Origin of the sequence: Pseudomonas thermotolerans DSM 14292 (genome assembly GCF_000364625.1) — a bacterium.
In the GTDB taxonomy this organism is placed as follows: domain Bacteria; phylum Pseudomonadota; class Gammaproteobacteria; order Pseudomonadales; family Pseudomonadaceae; genus Aquipseudomonas; species Aquipseudomonas thermotolerans.
Map to the genome: position 1 here is coordinate 134,152 of NZ_KB822600.1, position 23,957 is coordinate 158,108.

General features: G+C 68.1%; 23 protein-coding genes and 1 pseudogene. 14 read left to right on the top strand and 10 right to left on the bottom strand.

Annotated features, from left to right (window positions below):
* Position 1 precedes the first annotated feature (1 nt).
* Complete coding sequence (locus H165_RS0102205) at positions 2-1,213, bottom strand: acetate kinase (protein WP_017937270.1); 1,212 nt, start codon at positions 1,211-1,213, stop codon at positions 2-4.
* An 81-nt stretch (positions 1,214-1,294) separates the two neighbouring features.
* Positions 1,295-1,609 (bottom strand): annotated as a pseudogene (locus H165_RS19900) (DUF3565 domain-containing protein); the annotation flags it as partial.
* Between H165_RS19900 and H165_RS0102210 the strand changes: the two are divergent.
* From H165_RS0102210 to nahK, 6 genes are all read left to right on the top strand, one after another.
* The gene (locus H165_RS0102210; protein WP_017937271.1) at positions 1,502-1,987 is read left to right on the top strand and encodes an FKBP-type peptidyl-prolyl cis-trans isomerase; all 486 of its coding nucleotides are present in this window, start codon (positions 1,502-1,504) and stop codon (positions 1,985-1,987) included. The pseudogene H165_RS19900 and the gene H165_RS0102210 overlap by 108 nt on opposite strands.
* Positions 1,988-2,055: 68 nt before the next feature.
* On the top strand, positions 2,056-2,538 hold the full coding sequence (locus H165_RS0102215; RefSeq protein ID WP_017937272.1) for a glutathione peroxidase: 483 nt from the start codon (positions 2,056-2,058) through the stop codon (positions 2,536-2,538).
* 132 nt (positions 2,539-2,670) lie between these two features.
* Positions 2,671-3,408: a nitroreductase family protein gene (locus H165_RS0102220; RefSeq protein WP_017937273.1), complete on the top strand. Its 738-nt coding sequence runs from the start codon at positions 2,671-2,673 to the stop codon at positions 3,406-3,408.
* 149 nt (positions 3,409-3,557) lie between these two features.
* Positions 3,558-4,664, top strand: a complete 1,107-nt coding sequence (locus H165_RS0102225; RefSeq protein ID WP_017937274.1) for an NADH:flavin oxidoreductase — start codon at positions 3,558-3,560, stop codon at positions 4,662-4,664.
* Positions 4,665-4,805: 141 nt separating this feature from the next.
* On the top strand, positions 4,806-5,969 hold the full coding sequence (gene nosP, locus H165_RS0102230; protein WP_017937275.1) for a nitric oxide-sensing protein NosP: 1,164 nt from the start codon (positions 4,806-4,808) through the stop codon (positions 5,967-5,969).
* Positions 5,899-8,544, top strand: coding sequence for a hybrid sensor histidine kinase/response regulator NahK/ErcS' (gene nahK, locus H165_RS0102235; RefSeq protein WP_081609315.1), 2,646 nt, complete (start codon positions 5,899-5,901; stop codon positions 8,542-8,544). Before nosP ends, nahK begins: the two co-directional genes overlap by 71 nt.
* 1 nt (position 8,545) lies before the next feature.
* On the opposite strand, the gene H165_RS0102240 is transcribed toward nahK, so the two are convergent.
* Genes H165_RS0102240 through H165_RS18270 form a run of 3 tightly spaced genes read right to left on the bottom strand, consistent with a single transcriptional unit; the run spans position 8,546 to position 10,796 of the window.
* Positions 8,546-9,406 carry an EamA family transporter gene (locus tag H165_RS0102240; protein ID WP_017937277.1) on the bottom strand — a complete coding sequence of 287 codons (861 nt, stop codon included), beginning with the start codon at positions 9,404-9,406 and terminating at the stop codon, positions 8,546-8,548.
* An 8-nt stretch (positions 9,407-9,414) separates the two neighbouring features.
* A complete protein-coding gene (gene agmR, locus H165_RS0102245) occupies positions 9,415-10,080 on the bottom strand; it encodes a response regulator AgmR (RefSeq protein WP_017937278.1) in 666 nt (221 codons plus the stop codon).
* Between the two features lie 23 nt (positions 10,081-10,103).
* Positions 10,104-10,796 carry a PQQ-dependent catabolism-associated CXXCW motif protein gene (locus tag H165_RS18270; RefSeq protein WP_017937279.1) on the bottom strand — a complete coding sequence of 231 codons (693 nt, stop codon included), beginning with the start codon at positions 10,794-10,796 and terminating at the stop codon, positions 10,104-10,106.
* Positions 10,797-11,037: 241 nt separating this feature from the next.
* Here H165_RS18270 and H165_RS19545 point away from each other — a divergent pair, with 241 nt between their 5' ends.
* Entirely contained in the window at positions 11,038-11,196 is a 159-nt protein-coding gene (locus H165_RS19545) for a hypothetical protein (protein ID WP_017937280.1), read from the top strand.
* A complete protein-coding gene (locus H165_RS0102260) occupies positions 11,193-11,846 on the top strand; it encodes a response regulator transcription factor (RefSeq protein ID WP_017937281.1) in 654 nt (217 codons plus the stop codon). Before H165_RS19545 ends, H165_RS0102260 begins: the two co-directional genes overlap by 4 nt.
* Before the next feature lie 436 nt (positions 11,847-12,282).
* On the opposite strand, the gene H165_RS0102265 is transcribed toward H165_RS0102260, so the two are convergent.
* The gene (locus H165_RS0102265; RefSeq protein ID WP_017937282.1) at positions 12,283-12,933 is read right to left on the bottom strand and encodes a pentapeptide repeat-containing protein; all 651 of its coding nucleotides are present in this window, start codon (positions 12,931-12,933) and stop codon (positions 12,283-12,285) included.
* Positions 12,934-13,025: 92 nt separating this feature from the next.
* Positions 13,026-14,861, bottom strand: coding sequence for a quinoprotein ethanol dehydrogenase (exaA, locus tag H165_RS0102270; protein WP_017937283.1), 1,836 nt, complete (start codon positions 14,859-14,861; stop codon positions 13,026-13,028).
* A 343-nt stretch (positions 14,862-15,204) separates the two neighbouring features.
* On the opposite strand from exaA, the gene pedF reads away from it, so the two are divergent.
* The 3 genes from pedF (at position 15,205) to H165_RS0102285 (ending at position 17,455) form a co-directional block, all read left to right on the top strand.
* Positions 15,205-15,627, top strand: coding sequence for a cytochrome c-550 PedF (gene pedF / locus H165_RS0102275; RefSeq protein WP_017937284.1), 423 nt, complete (start codon positions 15,205-15,207; stop codon positions 15,625-15,627).
* Between the two features lie 39 nt (positions 15,628-15,666).
* On the top strand, positions 15,667-16,413 hold the full coding sequence (locus H165_RS0102280; RefSeq protein ID WP_040640565.1) for a quinoprotein dehydrogenase-associated SoxYZ-like carrier: 747 nt from the start codon (positions 15,667-15,669) through the stop codon (positions 16,411-16,413).
* A gap of 100 nt (positions 16,414-16,513) precedes the next feature.
* Positions 16,514-17,455 (top strand): quinoprotein relay system zinc metallohydrolase 1, encoded by a 942-nt coding sequence (locus H165_RS0102285; protein WP_017937286.1) that lies wholly within the window; start codon positions 16,514-16,516, stop codon positions 17,453-17,455.
* 12 nt (positions 17,456-17,467) lie between these two features.
* On the opposite strand, the gene yejK is transcribed toward H165_RS0102285, so the two are convergent.
* Both yejK and H165_RS0102295 read right to left on the bottom strand, forming a co-directional pair.
* Complete coding sequence (gene yejK / locus H165_RS0102290; protein WP_017937287.1) at positions 17,468-18,475, bottom strand: nucleoid-associated protein YejK; 1,008 nt, start codon at positions 18,473-18,475, stop codon at positions 17,468-17,470.
* A 36-nt stretch (positions 18,476-18,511) separates the two neighbouring features.
* Positions 18,512-19,846 (bottom strand): TAXI family TRAP transporter solute-binding subunit, encoded by a 1,335-nt coding sequence (locus H165_RS0102295; protein ID WP_017937288.1) that lies wholly within the window; start codon positions 19,844-19,846, stop codon positions 18,512-18,514.
* A 673-nt stretch (positions 19,847-20,519) separates the two neighbouring features.
* Here H165_RS0102295 and H165_RS18925 point away from each other — a divergent pair.
* Positions 20,520-20,819 (top strand): hypothetical protein, encoded by a 300-nt coding sequence (locus H165_RS18925; protein WP_017937290.1) that lies wholly within the window; start codon positions 20,520-20,522, stop codon positions 20,817-20,819.
* Positions 20,820-20,831: 12 nt separating this feature from the next.
* Here H165_RS18925 and yjeH read toward each other — a convergent pair whose 3' ends face one another.
* A complete protein-coding gene (gene yjeH, locus H165_RS0102310; protein WP_017937291.1) occupies positions 20,832-22,103 on the bottom strand; it encodes an L-methionine/branched-chain amino acid transporter in 1,272 nt (423 codons plus the stop codon).
* Between the two features lie 152 nt (positions 22,104-22,255).
* Between yjeH and H165_RS0102315 the strand changes: the two genes are divergently transcribed.
* Positions 22,256-22,675, top strand: coding sequence for an Lrp/AsnC family transcriptional regulator (locus H165_RS0102315; protein WP_017937292.1), 420 nt, complete (start codon positions 22,256-22,258; stop codon positions 22,673-22,675).
* Between the two features lie 2 nt (positions 22,676-22,677).
* On the top strand, positions 22,678-23,898 hold the full coding sequence (gene sbcD / locus H165_RS0102320) for an exonuclease subunit SbcD (RefSeq protein ID WP_017937293.1): 1,221 nt from the start codon (positions 22,678-22,680) through the stop codon (positions 23,896-23,898).
* The last annotated feature ends 59 nt before the right edge of the window (positions 23,899-23,957 follow it).

A 23,957-nucleotide genomic window follows, 5' to 3' on the forward strand; every position in this document is an offset into this window, starting at 1 on the left:
TCTAGCGGACGTCCGCCCGGATGGCGCAGGCGTCCAACACTTCCAGGGTCTCCAGGGCGATCTGCCGCTCCTCGTTGGTCGGCACCACCAGCACCCGCGGATGGCCCGGAGCGTGGATCGCTCCGCCGACGCCGTTCACGCAACGGGCGTTGGCGGCCTCGTCCAGGGCCAGATCGAAGAGGCGCAGGTGGGCCAGGGTCTTGCTGCGGATCAGCGGAGAATTCTCGCCGATGCCGCCGGTGAAGATCAGGCCGTCGAGGCGCGGCAGGGCGCAGCTCAGTGCCGCCAGGGACTTGGCCAGGCGGTAGCAGAACACCTCGATGGCCAGAATGGCGCCGGGATGGCCCTGGTCATGGGCCTGCTGCAGGGTGCGCATGTCGTTGGACAGCCCGGACAGGCCGAGCAGGCCGCTTTCGTGGTTGAGCATCCGCTCGGTCTGCTCCAGCGGCCAGCCGAGGGTGCGTGCCAGGTGGCTGTGCAGGTTGGGGTCCACGTCGCCGCTGCGGGTGCCCATCACCACGCCTTCCAGCGGGGTCAGCCCCATGCTGGTGTCGCGGCTCCGGCCGTTGACGATGGCGCAGGTGGAACAGCCGTTGCCGAGGTGCGCGGACAGCCAGCAGCTGTCCTCTACCGGCAGCCCGGCCAGTTCCGCGGCGCGCTGCGACACGTAGTGGTGGCTGGTGCCGTGGAAGCCGTAGCGGCGTACGCCGTGCTCGCGGTACAGGGCATCCGGCAGGGCGTAGCGGAAAGCGTGCTCGGGCAGGGTCTGGTGGAAGGCGGTGTCGAACACCGCGACCTGCGGCAGCTCCGGGTAGACCGCCATGGCCGCCTCGATGCCCAGCAGGTTGGCCGGGTTGTGCAGCGGCGCCATGGGCGCCACCGCGCGGATCGCCGCCAGTACCTCGGCGTCGATGCGTCGGGCCCGGGTGAAGCGCTCGCCGCCGTGCACCACGCGGTGGCCGATGGCCTGCACTCCACCGGGGCTGGCCTCCTGCACCAGCGGCAGCAGTCGGGCGAGGGCGGCGCCGTGGTCGGCGCCGGGGATCGGCTGCTCGTGGCGTTCCCCGGCGTGCTGCCAGTGCAGCACCGCGTCCGGCTCGCCGAGACGGTCGGCGATGCCGCGCAGGGCGAAGCTTTCCTCGTGCTCGTCGACCAGGGCGAACTTGATGGTCGCACTGCCACAGTTGATCACTAGTATCTTGCGTGACGGCATGTCTCGTTCCTTGTCCATGTCCTGTAGGCACCAGCCGCAGGGAAAGCGCTGGCCGATCCGGGCGGCGCGCTGCCCGGCATCCATCACCCAGGGCCGCGACTGCCAGGGCGGCAGATGGCGCAGATGCTGAGTATGCCCGCAGGTGAGTTCCGCGACCCAGTGGCCTTCCTCATCCTGGTGGAACCCCGCGATCCGGCTACCGCTCCGTCCGTCCGCGTGCTGGTCGCATTCTTGCGGGGGCTTGGTTACACTTGTTCTTTCATCATTCTTTCGCAAAGGTTCACCCCCATGCAGATCGCCGCCAACAAGGCCGTGTCCATCGACTATACCCTGACCAACGATGCCGGCGAGGTTATCGACAGCTCCGCAGGCGGCGCTCCGCTGGTGTACCTGCACGGCGCCGGCAACATCATCATCGGCCTGGAGAAGGCCCTGACCGGCAAGCAGCCCGGTGACGAGCTGGATGTGACCATCGAGCCGGAAGAAGCCTACGGCGAATACAGCGCCGAGCTGGTCGCCGTGCTCGACCGCAGCCTGTTCGAAGGCGTCGACGAGCTGGAAGTGGGCATGCAGTTCCACGCCTCGGCCCCGAACGGCGGCATGCAGATCGTCACCATCCGCGACATCGACGGCGACGACATCACCGTCGACGGCAACCATCCGCTGGCCGGCCAGCGCCTGAACTTCAAGGTCAAGGTGGTCGCCGTGCGCGATGCCAATCCGGAAGAGATCGCCCATGGCCACATCCATGGCGAGGGTGGTCATCACCACTGATTGAGCTAAGCTCAAGCCACAGGAAAGGCGCCTTCGGGCGCCTTTTTTGTCCGCTAGGGAGAATCCACATGAGTGCCTTTCATGACATCACGTTGCGGGCGCTGGACGGCACGGACCTGCCTCTGGCGCCGTTCAAGGACAGGGTGGTGCTGGTGGTGAACGTGGCCTCGAAGTGCGGGCTGACGCCGCAGTACGCCGGTCTGGAAAAGCTCCACCAGCAGTACCGGGAGCGCGGCTTCAGCGTGCTGGGCCTGCCGTGCAACCAGTTCGCCGGCCAGGAGCCGGGCTCCGAGGAGGAGATCCGCGAGTTCTGCTCGCTCAACTATGGGGTGACCTTCCCGCTGTCCGGCAAGCTGGAGGTCAACGGCCCGGGGCGTCACCCGCTGTATCGCCTGCTGGCCGGCGAGGGGGCCGAGTTTCCCGGTGACATCACCTGGAACTTCGAGAAGTTCCTGGTCGGCAAGGACGGTCGGGTGCTGGCGCGCTTCTCGCCGCGCACCGCACCGGACGACCCGGTGCTGATCCAAGCCATCGAGAAGGCCCTGGGCTGAGCCTTCTGCTCCCGGTCCGCGGGCGGGTCGGGAGCAGGTCATTTTGGCCAAAGCAGGCCGTTTTTCCTGCTTCGCGCTTGTTGCCCGCCGCGCTAGCCGCTTTGATGGAGGCCTCGTCCGAGGAGTCCGTCGATGTCCAGTCTTTCCGCCCAGGAGTATCCCGTCCAGTCCTCGCCCGCCGCGCTGCGCGCGCTGATCGAGAGCCGCCGTGCGGTGCGCCGCTTCACCGATGAGCCGGTACCCGATGCGGTGATCCGCGACTGCCTGGAAATGGCCGTGCTCGCCCCCAGTTCCTGCAACCTGCAGCCCTGGAGCTTCCAGGTGATCCGCGATGCGCAGCTGCGCGCGCGTCTGCACCCGGTGTGCCTGGGCCAGCAAGCCGCGCGGGCGCCGTTGCTGATCCTGGTGCTGGCTCGCCCGGACACCTGGCGCGAGGCCTGCGCGGGCATCCTCGAGCACTGGCCGGAGGCGCACATCCCGGAGCCGGTGCGGCGCTTCTATTCCGGCGTCGCGCAGTTCCAGTACAACCAGGGGCCGTTTGGCCTGCTCGGCCTGTTCAAGCGCCAGCTGGTACGCCTGCTGGGGCTGCGCAAGGCGCTGATGCGTCGCCCCAACAGCCTGGCGGAGATGCGCGTCTGGGCGGTGAAGTCCACCGCGCTGGCGGCGCAGAACCTGATGCTGGCGTTCCAGAGCCACGGCTACGCCACCTGCCCGCTGGAGGGCTTCGACGAGGTGCGCCTGCGCAAGCTGCTGGACATCCCGCGTCGGGCCATTCCGGTGATGATCCTCGCCGTCGGCCGCCGGGGCGAGCGCGGCGTCTACAACCCGCGCCTGCGCTTCCCTCTGGAGCAGCACGTGCAGTGGCTGTAGGCTGCCTGCGATGGCGGTCGATCAGTGCGATCAATGATGCTGGGTGGGTGAAATAAGCCAGTCTATGCTGCCCGGCCATCATGGTCCGCGCTTCCCGGTGCTGCGGCGGACCCATTTCTTTTTTCTGCGACCGAGCTTCGGAGACCCTCATGAGCGTACGAGCCCTGTTCGAGCCCTTCCGCCTCGGCGGCCTGGAACTGCCCAGCCGTGTGGTGATGGCGCCGATGACCCGCAGCTTCTCGCCGGGTGGCGTGCCCAATGCGCAGGTGGTCGAGTATTACCGCCGGCGCGCCGCCGCAGGGGTGGGGCTGATCGTCACCGAGGGCACCACCATCGACCATCCGGCGGCCAACGGTTACCCCAACGTGCCGCGCTTCCACGGCGAGGATGCCCTGGCCGGCTGGCGCCGGGTGGTGGAGGCGGTGCACGCCGAGGGCGGGCGGATAGTCCCGCAGCTCTGGCACGTCGGCAGCGTGCGTCGGCTGGGCACCGAGCCGGACCCCAGGGTGCCCGGCTATGGCCCCACCGGCAAGGTCAAGGACGGCGTCGAGCTGGTCCACGAGATGACCCAGGCGGACATCGACGCGGTGGTCGCTGCCTATGCCCAGGCGGCCCGCGACGCCCGGGCCATCGGCATGGACGGCGTGGAGCTGCACGGCGCCCACGGTTACCTGATCGACCAGTTCTTCTGGGATGGCAGCAACAAGCGCACGGATGGCTACGGCGGCAGCCTGGCCAACCGCTCGCGCTTCGCTATCGAGGTGATCCGCGCGGTGCGTGCCGCGGTCGGCCCGGACTTCCCGATCATCTTCCGCTTCTCGCAGTGGAAGCAGCAGGACTACGGCGCCCGCCTGGTGCACAGCCCCGAGGAGCTGGGTACCTTCCTCGAGCCCCTGGTCGAGGCCGGGGTGGACATCTTCCACTGCTCGACGCGGCGCTTCTGGGAGCCGGAATTTCCTGGTTCGGAGCTCAACCTGGCCGGCTGGACCCGTCGGCTGACCGGCAAGCCGACCATCACCGTGGGCAGCGTCGGGCTGTCCGGCAGCGAGTTCCTGCAGTTCTTCGGCAAGACCGATGAGGTGGCCCAGCCGGCGGGCATCGAGGGCCTGCTGGAGCGCCTGGAGCGGCACGAGTTCGACCTGGTGGCGGTGGGCCGCGCGCTGCTGGTCGACCCCGAGTGGGCGGCGAAGATCCGCGATGGCCGCCACGCCGAGATCCTGCCGTTCAGCCGCCAGGCGCTGGCCAGCCTGGTGTGAGGCGGGGAGGACCCTCGGCAGTCCCCGGTCCGCCTCCTACTTTCGAACCCCACGACCTGCGACCCAAGTAGGATGGGGGCGTCGCGCCGGCGCTTCGTAGAATGCCTGCATCGAAATGGGTTTTCTGCGGGCGGTAGGGCGATGCAGCAGGGGCAGGGCGAGGGTGTGATCAAGGCGATGTCCAGCGCCCGGGACGCGGAGAGCGTGGCCCAGGACCTGGCGCGTCAGCTGATCCACCCGCACCTCGGCTTCGTGCTGTTCTTCTGCTCCGCCACCTACGACCTGGATGCCCTCGGTCAGGCTCTGGAGCAGTACTTCGGCGGCGTCACCCTGGTCGGCTGCACCACCGCCGGGGAGATCACCCCGCTGGGCTACGGGCGCAATTGCGTGAGCGCGGTGGGCTTCGACCACCGGCACTTCTCGGTGGCCTGCGAGCTGATCGACGAGATGGAGCGCTTCAGCCTGATCGACGCCCAGCAGTTGGTCGAGCGGCTGATCAACGACTGCCGCAGCAATTCACTGGCGCCGATCAAGGACCACAGCTTCGCCCTGACCTTGCTGGACGGCTTGTCCAGCCGCGAGGAGGTGGTGCTGGCGGCGCTGAGCGCGGCCTTCGGGCGCATCCCGCACTTCGGCGGCTCGGCCGGCGACGACAACTACCTGGCGCGCACCTACGTCTACCACGGCGGGCGCTTCCACAGCGGCTCGGCGGTGGTGGTGCTGGTCAACACCTGGCTGGACTTCGAGGTATTCACCACCCACCACATCGAGCCGCGCGAGGAGCGCCTGGTGGTGACCCGCGCCGACAGCAACGCGCGGCGGGTCCACGAGCTGAACGCCGAGCCGGCCGCCCAGGCCTACGCCGAGCTGATCGGCGTGCCGGTCGAGGCGCTGGACTTCGCCTTGTTCGCCGCCCACCCGCTGGCGGTGCGGATCAACGACCGCTACTACGTGCGCTCCATCCAGAAGGTCAACGACGACCTCAGCCTGAGCTTCTACTGCGCGGTGGAGAACGGCATCGTGCTCACCGCCATGCGCCCCGGGCCGCTGCTGCCGAACCTCCAGGCGCAGTTCGCGCGCATCGAGGCGCACCTCGGCGAGCCCCTGCTGACCATCGGCTGCGACTGCTTCCTGCGTCGTCTGGAGGCGGAGGCCAGCGGCGACCTGGACGCGGTGGCCGAATTCCTGCGCAGCCGCCAGGTGATCGGCTTCAACACCTACGGGGAACAGTGCAATGGCGTACACCTCAACCAGACCTTCACCGGGGTCGCCATCGGCCGACCCGGCAGGCATGGCCGCCGCTGACCTCCAGGCCCGCATCGAGCAGCTGGAGCGCGAGAACCACAAGCTGCGGCGCATCAACGCGGCGCTGATCGAGCGGGTCGAGTCGCGCTCCTCGCTGCCCCACGACTCCTATGCCGCTTTCCAGTACTCGGTGGAACTGGCCGAACAGGTGCGCGAGCGCACCGATGCGCTGAACCAGGCGATGGCCGAGCTGAAGGCCAGCAACCACCTGCTCAGCGAGGCGCGGCTGCGCGCCGAGACCGCTCACCAGCATCTGATCGACGCCATCGAGAGCATCTCCGACGCCTTCGTGCTGTTCGACCGCGAGCAGCGCATCGTGCTGTTCAACAGCCGCTTCAAGTCGTTCTGGGCGCACAGCCGGGTGCGCATCAGCGCCGGCACCCGGCTCTCCGAGATCCGCCGCCTGGTGGCCAGCTCCGGGCTGATCGCCGAGGAGCACCGCTCGGGCGGCGACGAGCACAGCCTCTACCGCCTGCGGGACGGCCGCTGGGTACAGGTCAGCGAGCGGCCGACCAGCGAGGGGGGGCTGGTGATCCTCTACACCGACATCACCGAGGTGAAGGTCAGCGAGACCATCCGCCGCGAGCAGGCACTGGCGCAGAAGTCCAGTCTGCTGCAGCGCGCGGTGGACAACCTGTCCCAGGGCGTGGCCATGGTCAACGCCGACGGCGTGCTGGAGCTGTGGAATCACCGCTTCCTGCAGCTCTGCGGTCTGGCGCCGATCGCCGGCAAGCGGCAGTTCGCCGAGGTGATGGCCGACAGTGCGCTGCCGCTGCTCACCCCGGATACCCGCGACGCCGAGGGGCGGCGGGTGCAGCAGATCGAGCAGCACCTGTACGGCGGCCAGGTCCTGGAGATCCGTACCCATGCGCTGCCCACCGGCGGCTTCGTCAACACCTTCACCGACATCACCGAGCGCTACCGGCACGCCGAGACCCTGCGCAAGAGCGAGGAGTGGATCCGCCTGATCACCGACCATGTGCCGGCGCTGATCGCCTACCTGTCTGCCGACCTGGTCTACGAGTTCACCAACAAGGTCTACGAGGAGTGGTACCACTGGCCGCGCGGCGCCATGCTTGGCCGCAGCCTGCACGAGGCCCATGGCGAGGAGCACTGCCGACGCCTGCAGCCCTACCTGGAGCGCGCCCTGGACGGCGAGAGCGTCAGCTTCGAGGTGGTGGAGACCAATATGGGGGGCCAAGAGCGCTGCATGCTGCGCTCCTACGTGCCGAACCGCCAGGCCGACGGCAGCGTGGTCGGCATCTTCGTGCTGATCCGCGACATCACCGAGCGGCGGCGCACCGCCGAGGCCTTGCATCAGGCCTACCAGAACCTCGAGCAGCGGGTCCGCGAGCGCACCGCCGAGCTGACCGCCCTCAACGAGCAGTTGGTCCGCGAGATCGGCGAGCGCCGCCAGGTGGAGGCGCGCTTGCGCGAGGCCAAGCACGAGGCCGAGCAGGCCAATCTGTCGAAGACCAAGTTCCTTGCCGCGGTCAGCCACGACCTGCTGCAGCCGCTGAACGCCGCCCGGCTGTTTACCAGCGCATTGCTCGAGCGCGCCCCCGGCGCGGGCGACGGACTGGTGCGCAACATCAGCAACTCCCTGGAGGATGTGGAGAACCTGCTCGGCACCCTAGTGGACATCTCCAAGCTGGACGCCGGGGTGGTCAAGCCGGACATCGCCTCCTTCGCGGTCAGCGAACTGCTCGCCAACCTCGCCGCCGAGTACCGCCAGGTGGCGGCCAGCGAGGGTTTGCAGCTGGACTTCGTGCCCAGCACGGCGCTGGTGCGCAGCGACCAGCAACTGCTCGCGCGGATCCTCCGCAACCTGCTCAGCAACGCCATCCGCTACACGCCGTCCGGGCGCATCCTGCTCGGCTGCCGGCGCCATCGGCACAGCCTGTCCATCGAGGTGTGGGATACCGGGGTGGGGATCGCCGAGGACAAGCTCGGTGAGATCTTCCAGGAGTTCAAGCGCGGCGACGCGGCGCGCGCCAACCAGGACCGCGGTCTCGGTCTGGGGCTGGCGATCGTCGACAAGATCGCCCGCATGCTCGGCCACCGCGTGCAGGTCAGCTCGGTGCTCGGCAAGGGCTCGCGCTTCGCCATCGAGGTGCCCTGCGCCAGCCGCGCGCCGCGCAGTCGCGGAGAAGAACAGGCGCGCACTCCGGACGAGCTGATCGACCGCCTGCGCGGCTCGCGGGTCTGGGTGCTGGACAACGATGCGTCGATCTGTGCCGGCATGCGTACCCTGCTGGAAGGCTGGGGCTGCCGGGTGGTTACCGCGCTGTCCGAGGAGGATCTGGCGCGCCAGGTGGACAACTTCCACGCCGAGGCCGAGCTGCTGATCGTCGATTACCACCTGGACGACGACTGCAACGGTCTGGACGCGGTGGCCGCGATCAACGCCCGGCGCGCCACGCCGCTGCCGGCGCTGATGATCACTGCCAACTACAGCAACGAGCTCAAGCAGCAGGTCCGCGAGCTGGGTCACACCCTGATGCACAAGCCGGTACGGCCGATGAAGCTGAAGACCGCCATGTGCCACCTGCTGGAGCGCGGCGGCGCGGTCTGACTCAGACGCCCGCGCGCGGCACCCCGGCTAGCCTGGGCAGGAGAACCAGGGCGATACCGTCGAGCACTGCCAGGGCCGCCGCCGGCAGGCGAGCCCCCAGAGGCTCGTCGAGCAGCAGGGCGCCGGCCAGGGCAGCGAGCACCGGCACGCTGAGCTGCACCGAGGCGCCCTGGATGGCCGTCAGTCCCGGCAGGGCGGCGTACCACAGGGCATAGCCGAGGCCCGAGGCGAGGGCACCGGAGAGCAGCGCGTAGAGCAGCCCGAGGCCGTCCAGGCGCAGCCCGGCATGGAAGGTCAGGGCCAGCAGGGCGGCGAAGGCCGCCGCACGCAGGAAGTTGCCGGCGCTCGCCGCCAGAGGGTCGCCGCCGTCGCGCCCGAACAGGGTGTAGAGCCCCCAGGCCAGTCCGGAGAGCAGCATCAGCAGGGCACCGCTCAGAGGCGGGGCGCTGGCCCCCGGCAGCAGTAGGTAGAGCAGGCCGCCGGCGGCGAGCAGGACGCCGAGCAGGGCCTGGCCGCCCAGGCGTTCGCCGCGCAGCAGGCCGGCCAGCACCAGGGTCACCTGCACCGCGCCGAACAGCAGCAGGGCGCCGGTGCCGGCATCCAGCTGCAGGTAGGCGAAGGAGAAGGCCGCCGCGTAGAGGAACAGCGCCGCGGCGCCGCGCCAGCTGCCGCGCGGCTTGGCGCTGGCACCGCGCAGGCGCAGCAGCAGGGCGAGCATCAGGGCGCCGGAGAGGATGCGCGCGGTGGTGAAGCTTGCCGCGTCGATCGCGGTGTCCTTCAGCGCCGCCCGGCAGAGCAGCGAATTGCCGGCGAAGGCCAGCATCGCCAGCAGGGTCAGCAGCAGGGTGCGCCGCTCCGGCACGTCGGGGCTCAGCGGCGCAGGTAGGCGGAGAAGTCGATGTCCCCGGCGGAGAGGATCGCCTGCACGCGGTTGTGCACGTTGAGCTTGCGCAGGATCGCCGAGACATGGGCCTTCACGGTGGTCTCGGCGATGTCCAGGTTGTAGGCGATCTGTTTGTTCGACTCGCCCTTGGCCATGCGCTCGAGGACCAGCAGCTGCTTGCGGGTCAGCGCCTGGAGCAGTTCCGGCGGGATGCTGTGCTCGTCGCTGCCGCTGCGCCGCGGCGAGCTCTTCTGGGTGCGGATGATGTCCGAGGGCAGGTAGACATTGCCGTTGAGGATCTGCTCGATGGCCTCGGTCATCTGCGCGCGCGGCGAGGACTTGGTGATGAAGCCCACCGCGCCGTAGGTGATGGCCTGCAGTACCACCTGCTTGTCCTGCTCGGCGGAGACGATCACCACCGGTATGGTCGGCGCCTCGTTGCGCAGGTTGATCAGGCCGTTGAGGCCGTGCATGCCGGGCATGTTGAGGTCGAGGAGGATCAGGTCGAGATCGTCGTGCTCGCGGGTCAGCTCCAGGGCGCTGTCCAGGTCGGCGGTTTCCATCACTTCGGAGCCGGGGAAACCGTCGCTGATGACGTTGTGGATGGCTTCGCGGAACAGCGGGTGATCGTCGGCAATCAGAATCTTGTACATGGCCTTTCACCTCGTTGTTGTCATTATGGTGCGACGGAGAGTTCTTGGGGGGTGGCGGGGTGCAGGGGCAGTCCGGCCTGTTCCCAGGCGTCGATGCCGTCACGGTACCAGTAGAGGCTGGTGTAGCCCAGGGCGTGGGCGCGCCTGACGGCGTTCCAGCTCAGCCAGCAGTCGGAGCGGCAATAGAATACCAGCGGCAGGTCGCGGCGGCCGGCGCTGATGTGCGCCAGGTTGTCGGCGAAGTAGGCCTGCCACTGCGGGGTCAGCTGGCCGTCGCCGGTGTTGGCCAGCCAGAGGCTACCGGGGATGTTGCGGTGCTCCTCGTCGTTGACGAAGCGGCCGTTCACCCAAGGGCGGCGATAGACGTCGATCAGCCGGGTCTCCGGGCGTTCCGCGAGGAGCTTCTGCAGCGCCGCGGTGTCCAGGGTCACGGCGTGCTCGGCGCGCTCGGGCGTCGGGCTGCGGTAGAGGCTCTGCCGGTAGCCGTCAGCGGTGAACAGGGTGGGATCGTCGTTGGCCGCGCCGGCCGGTAGCGGCAGCAGGGCCAGCAGGGCCAGTGCACCGAGCAGCTGGCGCGCGCCGGCAAGGCGGGATGGGAGTGACGCGGCGGCGGATGCGGGTGGGCAGGCAGACTTCGGCTGGTGGACGGACTGACGCAGAAGCGGGCGCCGTCGCGGTTGGGCCGAGACGATGGCAGGCCTTGTCGATCGTGACATTTCGGTGGTCCCGATGCTTTGTTATGGGGACCATTAGAGAGGTCCGCTTGTGCTTTGGGAATCCTACGTTGAGTGGGGAAAACCGCTACCAAAGTAGTAATTTCGCCCCGCCGGGGTGGCGAATCGACCGAAAGGTAGCGGTTTTCCAGTACCAAGGTAGGAGTCGCTCGGCGCTGGCCGGGGCCTAGGATTGCCGTCAGGAGTCCCGCCCCGCCCGGGGCGCTGCAGAAGCGGGTCCCCCATGCCATCCGTCATCCAGACCCTGAAAACCCTGGCGCTGTCCCTGCTGCTGATCCTCAGTCTGATCGGTTTCGACCGGCAGGCGCCCTCGGCTGCCGCCGAGAAGCCGATCCGCCAAGTGCTGCGCGTCGACTACCTGCTGCTGGAGCTGCAGCCATGAAGATCCTCCTGGTCGACGACCACGCCGTGGTGCGCCTGGGCTGCAGCGGCCTGCTGCGCGGCATGCTCCCGGAGGTGGAGATTGCCGAGGCCGGCAGCGGCGAGGAGGCCCTGCAGCAGGTGCAGGCGAGCATTCCCAACCTGGTGATCATGGACATCGGCCTGCCGGGGATCAGCGGCCTGGAGGCCACCCGCCGGCTGCGCCAGCGCCTGCCGCAGCTGCGTGTGCTGTTCTTCAGCATGCATGACGAGCTGCCTCTGGTGCGCCAGGCGCTGGACGCCGGGGCGGCCGGCTACGTGACGAAGGCCGCGGCGCCGGAAGTGCTGGTGGAGGCGGTGCGCCGGGTGCTGGCCGGCTATTCCTACATCGAGCAGGCGCTGGCCACCCGCCTGGCGTGCCAGCGCGGCGACGATCCCTATGGCGACCCGCGTCTGGCAGGCATGACGCCCCGGGAGATGGAAGTATTCATCATGCTCGCCCACGGCGTGCCGGTGCGGCAGATCGCCGAACGGCTGTGCATCAGCGGCAAGACGGTGTCCAACCACATGACCCTGCTGAAGAACAAGCTGGGTGTGGATTCCCTCGCCGGGCTGGTGCACCTGGCCCTGGAAACCGGCGTGCTGCGGGTCGGCGAGGCCAAGTCGGCCTGAGCCGAGCGGCCGGATGCCGGCGATGCCAGCAGCTCCAGCAGCAACAGTACCCGCAGCTTCGCCAGCGCTCCGCACCGGACACGGCTGGCGCGCAGGCGCGCGGCGTCCGGCGCCAGGCAGTGGCCGTGGCAGAGGATCTTCAGGGCCTCGCACGGCCTGCTCAGGCTGACCAGCAACGACAGCAACGGGAAGCCGAAGCACGGTCCCAGCAGGGCCAGGTAGGCCTGGTGCAGGCCGAACAGTTGGGGCGCGCAGTCCGCAGCGGGATTCAGGCGGATCCAGGGTACCGGGGCGAGGAAGGGTGGCGGGGTCCGGGGTAGCAGGCGCCTGAGAGCACGCGCGGTTGGGTGGGGATCAAGGGGCGCTCAAGCGGAAGGGTTTCGGACGAAGAAGGCCACTGACCTTAGCCGCAGCGGCCGACTTTCGTCCAGTCGGGTCAGTCCCAGCCGGGCGGACAGTCCTTGCAGCCTTCCATGTTGGCGTCCTGGAAGTTGCCGAAGCGGGTGCGGGCGCCGCTCAGGGTGGCATTCTCCAGGTTGGAGCCGCCGAGTTTGACTTCCTGCAGGTTGGCGTCGCTGAGATCGGCGCCCTTCAGGTCGGCACGGTTCAGCCAGGTCATTTCCAGGTCGGCGGCGACCAGCTTGACGCCGTGCATCTTGGAGCCGCCCAGGCGGGCGAATTCCAGGTAGGCGGCGGACAGGTCGGCGCCATTGAACTGCGCGGCCTGGGCGTACATGCCCCAGCCCTGGATGGCGACCAGCTTGGCGCCGCTGAAGTCGGCCAGGCGCAGGTTGCTCTGCTGCAGGCTGGCGCGGGTCAGGTTGGCTCCTTTCAGGTTGGCCTTCTCCAGATCGGCGAGGTCCAGGTTGGCATGTCGCAGGTCGGCCCCGGACAGGTCGGCGCCGGCCAGCTTCATGCGTCGCATGTCCTGGTTGCGCAGGTCGGCGCCCTTGAGATCGGCGCCCGGGCAACTGCTGTCCGGCTCGATGCGGCAACCGTTGATGACCAGTACGCCGTCGTCCGCGGCGAAGGCGGGGCTGCCGGCGGCGAACAGGGCCAGCGGCAGGAACAGGGACAGGTGTTTCATTGCGGTACTCCTCGGTTTGACGCAATGGAAACGCCCCTCACCCCGACCCTCTCCCGGGAGGGGAGAGGGCGGAAGTGACGGGGCGTGGGCGATCAACGGCTGGCGCTGGCCTTATCCCAGTTCGGCAGCTTGAACACCCAGAAGGAGCCGCCCTGAGCGACCGGCTTGGTCAGGTCGGCCATGTCGCCGCCCCACAGGGGCACGGCGCCACCGTAACCGGCGGTCACGCCGATGTACTGCTCGCCGTCCTGTTCCCAGGTGATCGGCGGGGAGACGATGCCGGTACCCACCTGGAAGCTCCACAGCTCCTTGCCGTTCTTGGCGTCGAAGGCCTTGAAGTAGCCGTCGCCGGTGCCGGTGAACACCAGGTTGCCCTTGGTGGCCAGCACGCCGGCCCACAGCGGCAGACGTTCCTTGTGCTCCCAGACGACCTTGCCGGTGGTCGGGTTCATCGCGCGCAGGATGCCGACGTGGTCGTCGTACAGGCGCTTGATGCGGAAGCCCATGCCCAGGTAGGCGGAGCCCTTCTTATAGCTGACCGACTCGGTCCAGTAGTCTTCCTTCCAGTGGTTGGCCGGGATGTAGAACAGGCCGGTGTCCTGGCTGTAGGCCATGGGGCTCCAGTTCTTGCCGCCGAGGAACGGCGGGGAGACCTCGACTACCTTGCCGCGGGCTTCACCCGGCTCCGGCAGCGGCGGGCGCTGGCCTTCGCGTTCCACCGGACGACCGGTCTTCAGGTCGATGTGGCTGGCCCAGGTGATGCCGTCGACGAACGGGAAGGCGTTCTGCAGCTTGCCGTTGGTGCGGTCGACGACGTAGAAGAAGCCGTTGCGGTCGGCGTGGGCAGTGGCCTTGATGGTCTTGCCGGACTTGTCCTTGTAGTCGAACAGCACCAGCTCGTTGTTGCCGGAGAAGTCCCAGGCATCGTTCGGGGTGTGCTGGTAGAACCACTTCACTTCGCCGGTGGTCGGGTCGACACCGACCTGGCCGGAGGTGTAGAGGCTGTCGTAGTCGCGCGGGTTGCCACCGTCGGCGGTGCGCGCCCAGCCGTTCCACGGTGCCGGGTTGCCCGCACCGATGATGATGGTGTTGGTTTCCGGGTCGAAGCTGGCGCTCTGCCAGGGGGCGCCGCCACCGTGGCTCCAGGCTTCCTTCTTGCCGGTTGGCGAGTTGGGGTCATCCGGCCAGGACGGAGCCTTGATGTCGCCGGTCGGGGTGCTTTCCTTGCCGTTCAGGCGGCCCATGTGGCCTTCCACGAACGGACGCATCCAGATTTCCTCGCCGGTCTCCGGGTCGCGGGCGAACAGCTGGCCGACCACGCCGAATTCGTCACCGGAGCTGCCGTGGATCAGCAGCACCTTGCCGGTCTTCTGGTCCTTCACGATGGTCGGTGCGCCGGTCATGGTGTAGCCCGCGGAGTGGTCGGCGAACTTCTTGTTCCAGACCACCTTGCCGGTGTCCTTGTTCAGGGCCACGACACGGGCGTCCAGGGTGCCGAAGTAGATCTTGTCGCCGTAGATGGCGGCGCCGCGGTTGACCACGTCGCAGCATGGACGGATGTCGTCGGGCAGGCGGTGGTTGTAGGTCCACAGGCGCTTGCCGGTCTTGGCGTCGAGGGCGAACACGCGGGAGTAGGAACCGGTGACGTAGATCACCCCGTCGTGGACGATGGCCTGGGATTCCTGGCCGCGTTGCTTCTCGTCACCGAAGGAGTACGACCAGGCCGGGGTCAGCTTGAAGACGTTGCTGTCGTTGATCTTGTCCAGCGGGCTCCAGCGCTGGGCGTTCATGCCCATGCCGTACTGCAGCACGTTGTGGGTGGTCAGGTGGTCGTTGGCGATGTCTTCCCAGGTCACGGGTTTGGCCAGGGCGGAGCCGCCGAGCGCCAGGCCGCCGGCCAGCAGCAGGCTGTTGATGGCGAAGGCCATGGGGCGAGGCTTGCTGGGTAACGATCTTGTTGTCATGGTTGTGGTTCCCATTGAGTGTGGTGGTGTTGAGGCCGCCACGATGGCGACCTGGCACTTCGATGGTGGAACCGCAAGGGTTCTGCCGAAACGGAAAAACTCCCGGCCTTGCAGGGAAAAATTCCCAATCGCCCCATGACTTGGCCTTGCTGCCAAAGGCTCCCGCGACACCCCCTAAAGCCTTGCTACCAATGGACTAGATGCGAACGACCAAAGCGGCATTCGGTGTCTGGGTCGGGCTTCCTAGCATGTGCCCAACCGTGCTCCACGCGAGCCGTCCCGCGTGCATTGAATGAGGTCCCGTCTTATGAACAAGAAGAACACCGCGGCTGCCGCCCTCCTGCTGCTGGCTGTTGCCGCCGGCAATGTCTGGGCGCATGGCGATGTCGTCCCGCAGAACGTCAACACGGACGGTCTGGAGCCTCTGGGTGAGGAGTGGCGCGACGAGAACCCCTACCGCGACAACCCCCGTGCGGTGGAGATCGGCGCTTCGGCCTACAACCAGAACTGCGCCGCCTGCCATGGCCTGGAAGCGAAGTCCGGCGGCATCGCCCCCGACCTGCGCTACCTGGAGCTGGGCGCCACCGGCGACGAATGGTTCAAGGAACGGGTCATCAACGGTTCGGTGCGCGACGGCCGGGTGTACATGCCGAAGATGGCCAACTATCTGAGCCAGGAAGCACTCTGGGCGATCCGCTCCTATCTGGAAAGCGTCCACGTCGAAGAATGAGCCCGCTGTCTGGGGCTGTCTCTCCGCAAGGAGTTGCACATGCGCCGTACACTGCTTGGTCTGCTCTTCCTTCCCTGCTTGGTCCTGGCGGCCACGTCGGAAGATCCTCTGAAGTCCTCTATGTGGGACTTCCATCGACAGCGTCTGCTCGGCACCGAGCCGGTGCTGTTCGATGAGCGGGTCCTCCTGGAGGTCCCGCCTTTCGCCGAAGACGCCCGCCAGGTGCCGATCCGCGTCGATGCCAGCGCGCTGGCCGGCCAGGTGGTGCGCATGGTCGCCTGGGCGGAGCTCAACCCTATCCCGCACATCTTCACCTTCCATCCCCATTCGCCGCAGGTGCGTCCCATGCTGGCGATCCGCATCCGCGTCGAGCAGGCGACCGCCCTGCGGGCCGCGGTGCTGACCCGCGACGGGGTCTGGCACGTTGGCTCGGCGCGCATCGAGGCGGCCGGCGGTGGCTGTACGGCGCCCAGCGTGGTGCGCAGCGAGCCGGGCTGGGAACAGCGCCTCGGTCAGGTGCATGGCGCGCGCTTCCCGCGTGGCGAGGTGAGTCGCCTGCGCCTGCGCGTCGACCACCCGATGGACAACGGACTGACCGCCGGCATTCCCGAATTCTTCCTCAACCAGGCCGAGCTGCGCGATGCCTCCGGCAAGGCGCTGGCGACCCTGGAGCTGTTCCCCGCGGTCGCCGAGAACCCCACCATCGGCCTGGAGGTCGGCGGTCAGGAAGCGACCCGGCTGTGGCTGCGCGACAACAACGGAAACGAGTTCGAGGCGAACCTCTGAGGAGGGCGGATCATGCACCTCATTCCCTTGCTGGTTCCGGGCGGCTGTCTGCTGGTCCTGCTCAGCCTGCCGTTCCTGTTGCAGTCCTAGGAGAAGCCCGATGCTGCGCTGTCTGATCACTCTCCTCGTGCTCTGCGCCGCTCCCCTGCAGGCCGCCGAGCTGGTCTACCGCCTGGAGCCTCGGCAGATCGCCGCTGGCACCTGGCTACTGGAAGGCTCCACCGACAACTTCTCCGAGCAGAACGGCGGGGACATCGTCAACGTCGCCTTCATCGAGACCTCCGCCGGCGTGGTGCTGATCGACACCGGCCCGTCGCGGCGCTATGGCGAGGCGCTGCGCCAGGCCATCGGCAAGGTCAGCGACAAGCCGCTGGTGCGCGTGCTGCTCACCCACCATCATCCCGACCACGTGCTCGGCAACCAGGCCTTCAGCGATGTGCCCATCGCCGCCCTGGCCGGCACCCGTGAGCTGCTCGCCGAGCAGGGCGATGCCATGGCCGAGAACATGTACCGGCTGGTCGGCGACTGGATGCGCGGTACCGAGGTGGTGCTGCCTACCGAGACTCTGGAGGAGGGCGTGCTGGAGATCGGCGACCACCGCCTGCGTCTGCTGGCTTTGGGCGGTCATACCGGCGCCGACCTGGCGATCTTCGACGAGACCACCGGGGTGCTATTCGCCGGCGATCTGGTGTTCCACGAGCGCGCCCTGACCACCCCGAACAGTCCCGGTCTGGACGTCTGGCTGAACGACCTCGAGCGCCTGCAGGCGCTGCCCTGGAAGCTGGTGGTGCCCGGCCACGGTCCCGTGGCCGGCGATGCCGCGCCCTTCGCGCAGATGCGCGACTACCTGGGTTGGCTGGACGGCCTGCTGCGCGACAGCGCCGCCCGGGGCGCGGAGATGACCGAGGTGATCGCCGCGCCCATCCCCGAGCGCTTCGCCAGGGTGAGCCTGAGCCGCTACGAGCTGACCCGCACGGTCACCCACCTGTACCCGCGCTACGAGCGCGAGCAGCTGCCGCGGGTGGACAGTCCGGCACCGTAGGTCACCGGGGCCTCAGTCCTTGCGGCGCTTGAGCTGATCCTTCAGCTGGGTCGGTACCTGGCGGATGATCAGCAGGTCCCGCTCCTCGTCGTACTCCACCTTGGAGCCGAGCAGGTGCGCCTCGAAGCTGATCGACAGCCCCTCGGCGCGCCCGGTGAAACGGCGGAACTGGTTGAGGGTGCGCTTGTCCGGCGGAATCTCCGGGGACAGCCCGTAGTCCTTGTTGCGGATGTGCTCGTAGAAGGCCCGCGGGCGCTCCTCGTCGATCAGCCCGGAGAGCTCCTCAAGGGTGATCGGCTCGCCCAGGCGCGCCTGGGTGGTGGCGTAGTCGACCAGCGCGTCGGTCTTCTCGCGGGCCTTCTCCTCGGGCAGGTCCTCACTTTCCACGAAGTCGCTGAAGGCCTTGAGCAGGGTGCGTGTCTCGCTCGGCGCGTCCACCCCTTCCTGGCAGCCGATGAAGTCGCGGAAGTAGTCGGAGACCTTCTTGCCGTTCTTGCCCTTGATGAAGGACACGTACTGCTTCGACTGCTTGTTGTTCTTCCACTCGCTTAGGTTGATGCGCGCCGCCAGGTGCAGCTGGGCGAGGTCCAGGTGCTTGGCGGGGGTCACCTCCAGGCTCTCGCTGACCGCCACGCCCTCGCTGTGGTGCAGCAGGGCGATGGCCAGGTACTCGGTCATGCCCTGCTGGTAGTGGGCGAACAGCACGTGGCCGCCGACCGAGAGGTTGGACTCGTCCATCAGCTTCTGCAGGTGCTCGACGGCCGCGCGGCTGAAGGCGGTGAAGTCGCGACCGCCGTCCAGATAGTCCTTCAGCCAGCCGCTGAACGGGTAGGCGCCGGATTCTTCGTGGAAGAAGCCCCAGGCCTTGCCCTGCTTGGCGTTGTAGCTGTCGTTGAGGTCGGCCAGCAGGTTCTCGATGGCCTGTGACTCCGCCAGCTCGGTGTCGCGCAGGTGCAGCACCGAGGGGCTGCCGTCGGGCTTCTTGTCGATCAGGTGGACGATGCAGTGGCGGATCGGCATGGACGTCTCGTGAAGCACTGAAGGGAAGCGCGCATGTTAACCGACCTCCGCCTCCTCGGTCGCCCGCTCACGGTACTTGCGCAGCCGTTCGATCATGTAGCGCAGGTGCAGGTGCAGCTCGTACAGCTCGTTGGAGTAGGAGAGCGGCACCTCCACCCGGCCCAGCTCGTCCTCCATGCGCTCCAGGCGGCGGATCTCGCCATCCAGGTCGAGGTCGCGCTCGCCCCGGTAGAGGCGCACGTCGATCTCCCGCAGGTGCTTGTACCAGCGATAGATGCGCGCGCGGATGCGCCACTGGTAGATCGGTCCCACCGCCTTGAACAGCGGGAACAGCAGGACCAGCAGGGGAATGGCCAGGATGATGTAGCGGTCGGCCAGGGAGGCGATGCGGAACGGCAGGTAGCGCTGCAGGATCGGTAGGCCCTTGTCGTAGTAGTAGCTGGCCTCGCGCAGGGTCTCCAGGGAGCGCGGCGGTGCGGCCGGGTACTGGCCGGCGGGGTCGAGCAGGCTGCCCTTTTCCAGCACCTTGCGTGCAGCCTCGAGAACCAGCGGAGTCAGCGAGGGATGGAAGTCCTCGCCGGCCACCAGGGTGGCCAGAGGTCCGAGAGTGACGATGTCCTGGTCCGGTACGTTGCTGGCCATGTCGAGCATGCCTTCGCCCACCTCGATGGCGTTCAGGTAGGGCAGGCGGGCCAGGTAGGCCTGGGTACGGCGCAGGCTGACCAGGCGCAGTCCGGGCTCGGTGGCCAGGCGCTGGATCAGCGGGGTCTCGGCAGGGCCGATGAAGAAGGCGGCGTCCAGCTCCCCGGCGAGCAGTGCCTCAGCGGCGCGAGTACCGCCGATGTGTTGCCAGCGTTCGGGATAGTGCACGGCGTCGAGGCCATTGGCGGCCAGCAGCGCCGCGGTGACCGCGTGGGTGCCGCTGGTTTCGGCGCCACTGGCGACGCGCAGTTCGAGCAGGTCGGCGAAGCGGTCGAAATGCACCTCCTCGCGGGTGAACAGCCAGAGCGGCTCGCGATACATCACCCCGAGCCCGGCGAGCTTGTCCCGGTCGGCCTTCTCCAAGGTCAGCTCCTGGCCGCTCTGCACCAGGGCCATCTCCACCTCGCCCTTGAGCAGTTTGTCTAGGTTATCCAGCGATCCCTGGCTGGGTACCAGCTCCAGGCTGAAGCCTTCCTGTTCCAACTCGCTACGTAGGTGTTCGGCGAAGGCGTGGTAGCCGCCCCCCGGCGAGCCGGTGGCCAGCCGCGCATGCATGGGCGGCGGCGGGGCGACGAAGTAGAACAGGGCCCCGACCAGCAGGGCCAGTACCGGCACCACCCAGAGGTTGGCCAGTAACATGATCTTCAGGTCGTTGAGGAGTCGGCGCATGGGCTATCCCTGGCAGTGGCTGGTGGCAGGGAAGGATAGCAAGGCGGAAAGGCAAAAATTCCGACTAGAGGGGAACGATGTATAAAGGCGTATTGCTATCATGCGCCAACTTGAGAAGTGGGGACAGTATGCGGTTGTTTAGGCAGTACAACGGGCAATATCCCTACAGGGTGTCCTATTCGGATCTCACCATGCAGATGGCCGAAGGTATTTCGGTCGACCTCCTCAGCCAAGTCCATGGCCTGATCCGGGGGCGTGAGCAGATCCAAGGCAAGAGCCGGGCTTCGGGGATGCTGGAAGTCGAGTCGCAGCGGCTGTTCGTCAAGACGTCGCTTCTCGAGAGCTGGCCATCCCGCCTGCGGGTGACCTTTGGGCAGCAACGTCGGCAGGGCGGTTTCGACTGGGCCGTACAGGAGGTCATCAATTCGGTGGAGGCCTACCGGCGCGGCGTGCCCACACCGCCGCTGAAGGGCTTCGGCTGTCGCTACGGCAGTCGCAGGCTGGTCAGCGAGGTCTTCATGGTCAGCGAGTGGCTGGAGGGCCACGTCGATGGCCTGACCTGGCTGCGCCGGCCCAATGTGGATGGCGAGGCCTTCCTCCGGGGCATATTCGCCCTCATCCAGCTGATGCATGACAGGAGGTCCGCCACCTGGACCTGTGGGTGGCGAATGTCATGCTGGATCCGCAGAATCCCGAGGCGCCCAAGGTCATCGACCTGGAGAACTGCGACATCGGGCGGACGGACTTCCTCGCCGAGACCCTGGGCTTCCAGTTCGGTTTCCTGTTCCGGCGCGAAGTGCACGCGAAGCTGGACGAGGCGCGCTACGATGCCCTGGTGGAGCAGGCCCTGAATGCCTACGACGGGCTCGATCGGGAACGCTTCCGGAGGGTCTACGAGGTGAGCAAGCGTCAGCACATCGGCCGCAAGGAGCGGAGCCTGATTCCGCGGCGCGGCCTGCTGGTCGTCGACTGACCGGCGGCGCGCTCAGCCCTGCGGCCGCTGCAGTGCCGCCCGTGCCTTGGGCGCGCGCCACCAGTCGAGCAGCGCCAGCGCCCCCAGCAGCCCCAACGCGTAGAGGGCGTCGCTGCCCAGGGCGAGCAGCACGCCGGCGCACAGCAAGGTGCTGAGGATCGCCAGGGCGCGCCAGACGCCGCGCAGCAGCGCCCAGCCGGCGGCCATGCTGAGCAGGTAGATGAGCACGAAGTTGCCGTTGGCGTAGCGGATCAGGTGGTCCACCGAGAGTCCGGAGAGCGCCGCCAGCGCCGCGCACAGGGCGCAGCAGGCCACCACCAGCAGGAGGGCGCGGGCCGGCACGCCGTAGCGGTTGCGCACCGCCAGCGGGGCGGGCAGCTTGGCCTCATCGGCGAGGCTCCAGATCAGCCGGGAGAAGCCCTGGATGTAGACGTTCATCGAGGCGAAGCAGGCCAGGTATCCGACCGTCGCCACCAGCCAGCGCGCCTGGCTGCCGAGCAGCAGGTCGAACAGCCGGGGCAGGGCGGTGGCGTCGCTGTGGATGTCGCCATAGGTGCCGAAGCTCAGTACCGCCACCGAGCAGGCCCAGTAGACCAGGCCGGCGAGCAGCACGCCGAGCAGCAGGGCGAGCGGGAAGTCGCGCTGCGGGCGCTTGAACTCCTCGCCCAGGTGGGTGAAGGCCTCGATGCCCACGAAGCACCAGAACATCACCCCGAGAGCCGCCGGCAGCCGCTGCCAGGAGTCGTCGGGGCGTGGCAGCAGCGGCTGGCTGTCCAGCGGCAGTCCGCCAACCCACCAGACCAGCGCCACGCTGGCGATGATGGCCAGGGCGGTCAACCCCTGCACCAGCCCGGAGGCCCGCGGCGGGCGCTGGCCGAGCAGCAGGATGGCGCCCAGGGTGAGGAACTGGACGGCCAGCGCTTCGCCGGTGCCCAACGGGAACAGCGCCTGCCAGAAGCCGGTGGCGATGAACAGCGCGGCGGGCAGACCCACAGGCAGCACGGCGAGGAACAGGAAGGCGCTGAGCCGTTCCATTCTCGCGCCGAAGGCCCGGCCGATCAGGTGCGGCGCACCGCCGGCATGGGGGAAGCGGCGGCCCAGCTGGGCGAAGGTGAAGGCCACCGGCAGCACAAGGGCGATGAGGATCAGCCAGGCCCACAGCGACGCCGCGCCGGCAGCGGTGGCGGCCAGTGCCGGGACCACGAAGATGCCGGTGCCGAGCAGGGAAGTGCTGAGCAGGCCGATGCCTTGCAGCAGGCCCAGATCCTGGTTGAGTCGGCTCATGGTGTGTCGGGCTCGGTGCGGAGTTCCTGCCCCGGCGGTGGCGGGGCGACGATTCCGTTATGGTAAGCGCTGCCCCGGGCATCGACCGCTATCAAAGCGTCGCCATTGCCCGGCAAAATGACGGAATTGATTGCCAGCTGCCGAGACACCCCGTGGACAAGTTCGACCGCCAGATAATCGCCATCCTGCGTGCCGACGCGCGCACTCCCGTCAGCCAGATCGCCCGCGTGGTCAACCTGTCGCGCTCGGCGGTCAGCGAACGCATCCACCGCCTGGAACACGAGGGGGTGATTCGGGGCTATCACGCGCAGATCGCCGAGCCCGGCAACGGCGCGGTCAAGGCCTTCCTCGAGCTGTTCTACAAGGACAACCGCTGCGCCGAGTACGTGCAGCGCATGCGCGCGTTCAGCGAGATCCGCCGTTGCTGCGGGATCAGCGGCGAGACCGACATGCTGGTCTACGTCGAGGCGCCCTCGGTGGAGCGGCTCAGCGAAATCCGCGGGGAGATCGAGCGCTACCCCGGCCTGGAGAAGATCAAGACCCACATGGTGGTCCAGGAATGGGCAATGTAACCATGCGTCTGCTGCACACCTCCGACTGGCACCTAGGCCAGCACTTCATGGGCAAGACCCGCGAGGCCGAGCACCGCGCCTTCCTCGCCTGGCTGGTGGAGCAGGTCCGCACCCATGCGGTCGACGCCGTACTGGTGGCCGGCGACGTGTTCGACACCGGCGCGCCGCCCAGCTACGCCCGCGAGTTGTACAACCACTTCATCGTCGAGCTGCGCCAGACCGGTGCCCAGCTGGTGATCCTCGGCGGCAACCACGACTCGGTGGCCATGCTCGGCGAAAGCCGCACCCTGCTGGCCGAGCTGGGCACTCGGGTGATCCCCGGCGTCGAGGCGGACCTCGAACGCCAGCTGCTGGTCCTGCGCCGCCGCGATGGCTCCCCGGGGGCGCTGCTCTGCGCCATCCCCTTCATCCGTCCGCGCGATGTGCTGCAGAGCCAGGCCGGGCAGAGCGCCGAGGACAAGCAGCAGTCCCTGCAGCAGGCCATCCAGGCCCACTACCAGCGGCTCTACCAACTGGCCGAGGCCCGTCGCGCCGAGCTGGACGCGGCGCTGCCGATCGTCGCTACCGGACACCTGACCACCGTGGGCGCCAGCGCCAGCGAGTCGGTACGGGAGATCTACGTCGGCAGCCTGGAGGCCTTCCCCGCCAGCGCCTTCCCGCCCGCCGCCTACATCGCCCTCGGGCACATCCACCGCCCGCAGCAGGTTGGCGGCCTGGAGCACATTCGCTACTGCGGCTCGCCGATCCCGCTGTCCTTCGACGAGGCGCGCCAGGACAAGGAGGTGCTGCTGGTCGACCTGGCCGAGGGCGGTCTGCGTGCGGTGACGCCGCTTACCGTGCCGCGCTTCCAGCCGCTGCAGTCCGTGGCCGGCGACCTCGGGCAGCTGGCCGTGGCCGTCGCCGAGGCGGCCGAACAGGGCAGCGCCGAGCGGCCGGTATGGTTGGAGGTGCGGGTCAGGGGTGATGACTACCTGAGCGACTTGCAGCAGCGCATCAGCGGGCTGTGCGAGGGGCTGCCGGTGGAAGTGCTGCGCATCCGCCGCGAGCGCGCCAACGGCAGCGCCAGTCTTTCCAGCGAGGCGAAGGAGACCCTCGACGAGCTGAGCGTGGAGGAGGTGTTCGCCCGGCGCCTGCAACAGGAGACGCTGGACGAGGAGGAGGCGCGGCGCCTGCGGGATCTCCATCGGCAGGTGCTGGCGGAGGTGCAGACCGGGCAGGCGTGACAGAAAGGCGACCGGGAGCGTCTACAAGGCGCTTTCGTCAACATCATCCCAGCTAAAGG

Excerpts from the sequence above, each read along its gene's own strand:
- yejK (WP_017937287.1), bottom strand. The coding sequence starts at position 18,475 with ATGCCGATCCGCCACTGCATCGTCCACCTGATCGACAAGAAGCCCGAC.
- H165_RS0102265 (WP_017937282.1), bottom strand. The coding sequence starts at position 12,933 with ATGAAACACCTGTCCCTGTTCCTGCCGCTGGCCCTGTTCGCCGCCGGC.
- H165_RS0102295 (WP_017937288.1), bottom strand. The coding sequence starts at position 19,846 with ATGCGCCGACTCCTCAACGACCTGAAGATCATGTTACTGGCCAACCTC.
- H165_RS0102215 (WP_017937272.1), top strand. The coding sequence starts at position 2,056 with ATGAGTGCCTTTCATGACATCACGTTGCGGGCGCTGGACGGCACGGAC.
- pedF (WP_017937284.1), top strand. The coding sequence starts at position 15,205 with ATGAACAAGAAGAACACCGCGGCTGCCGCCCTCCTGCTGCTGGCTGTT.
- sbcD (WP_017937293.1), top strand. The coding sequence starts at position 22,678 with ATGCGTCTGCTGCACACCTCCGACTGGCACCTAGGCCAGCACTTCATG.
- nahK (WP_081609315.1), top strand. The coding sequence starts at position 5,899 with ATGGCGTACACCTCAACCAGACCTTCACCGGGGTCGCCATCGGCCGAC.
- H165_RS0102210 (WP_017937271.1), top strand. The coding sequence starts at position 1,502 with ATGCAGATCGCCGCCAACAAGGCCGTGTCCATCGACTATACCCTGACC.
- H165_RS0102260 (WP_017937281.1), top strand. The coding sequence starts at position 11,193 with ATGAAGATCCTCCTGGTCGACGACCACGCCGTGGTGCGCCTGGGCTGC.
- agmR (WP_017937278.1), bottom strand. The coding sequence starts at position 10,080 with ATGTACAAGATTCTGATTGCCGACGATCACCCGCTGTTCCGCGAAGCC.
- H165_RS19545 (WP_017937280.1), top strand. The coding sequence starts at position 11,038 with ATGCCATCCGTCATCCAGACCCTGAAAACCCTGGCGCTGTCCCTGCTG.
- nosP (WP_017937275.1), top strand. The coding sequence starts at position 4,806 with ATGCAGCAGGGGCAGGGCGAGGGTGTGATCAAGGCGATGTCCAGCGCC.
- yjeH (WP_017937291.1), bottom strand. The coding sequence starts at position 22,103 with ATGAGCCGACTCAACCAGGATCTGGGCCTGCTGCAAGGCATCGGCCTG.
- H165_RS18270 (WP_017937279.1), bottom strand. The coding sequence starts at position 10,796 with ATGTCACGATCGACAAGGCCTGCCATCGTCTCGGCCCAACCGCGACGG.
- exaA (WP_017937283.1), bottom strand. The coding sequence starts at position 14,861 with ATGGCCTTCGCCATCAACAGCCTGCTGCTGGCCGGCGGCCTGGCGCTC.
- H165_RS0102280 (WP_040640565.1), top strand. The coding sequence starts at position 15,667 with ATGCGCCGTACACTGCTTGGTCTGCTCTTCCTTCCCTGCTTGGTCCTG.
- H165_RS0102285 (WP_017937286.1), top strand. The coding sequence starts at position 16,514 with ATGCTGCGCTGTCTGATCACTCTCCTCGTGCTCTGCGCCGCTCCCCTG.
- H165_RS0102225 (WP_017937274.1), top strand. The coding sequence starts at position 3,558 with ATGAGCGTACGAGCCCTGTTCGAGCCCTTCCGCCTCGGCGGCCTGGAA.
- H165_RS18925 (WP_017937290.1), top strand. The coding sequence starts at position 20,520 with ATGCTGGATCCGCAGAATCCCGAGGCGCCCAAGGTCATCGACCTGGAG.
- H165_RS0102220 (WP_017937273.1), top strand. The coding sequence starts at position 2,671 with ATGTCCAGTCTTTCCGCCCAGGAGTATCCCGTCCAGTCCTCGCCCGCC.
- H165_RS0102205 (WP_017937270.1), bottom strand. The coding sequence starts at position 1,213 with ATGCCGTCACGCAAGATACTAGTGATCAACTGTGGCAGTGCGACCATC.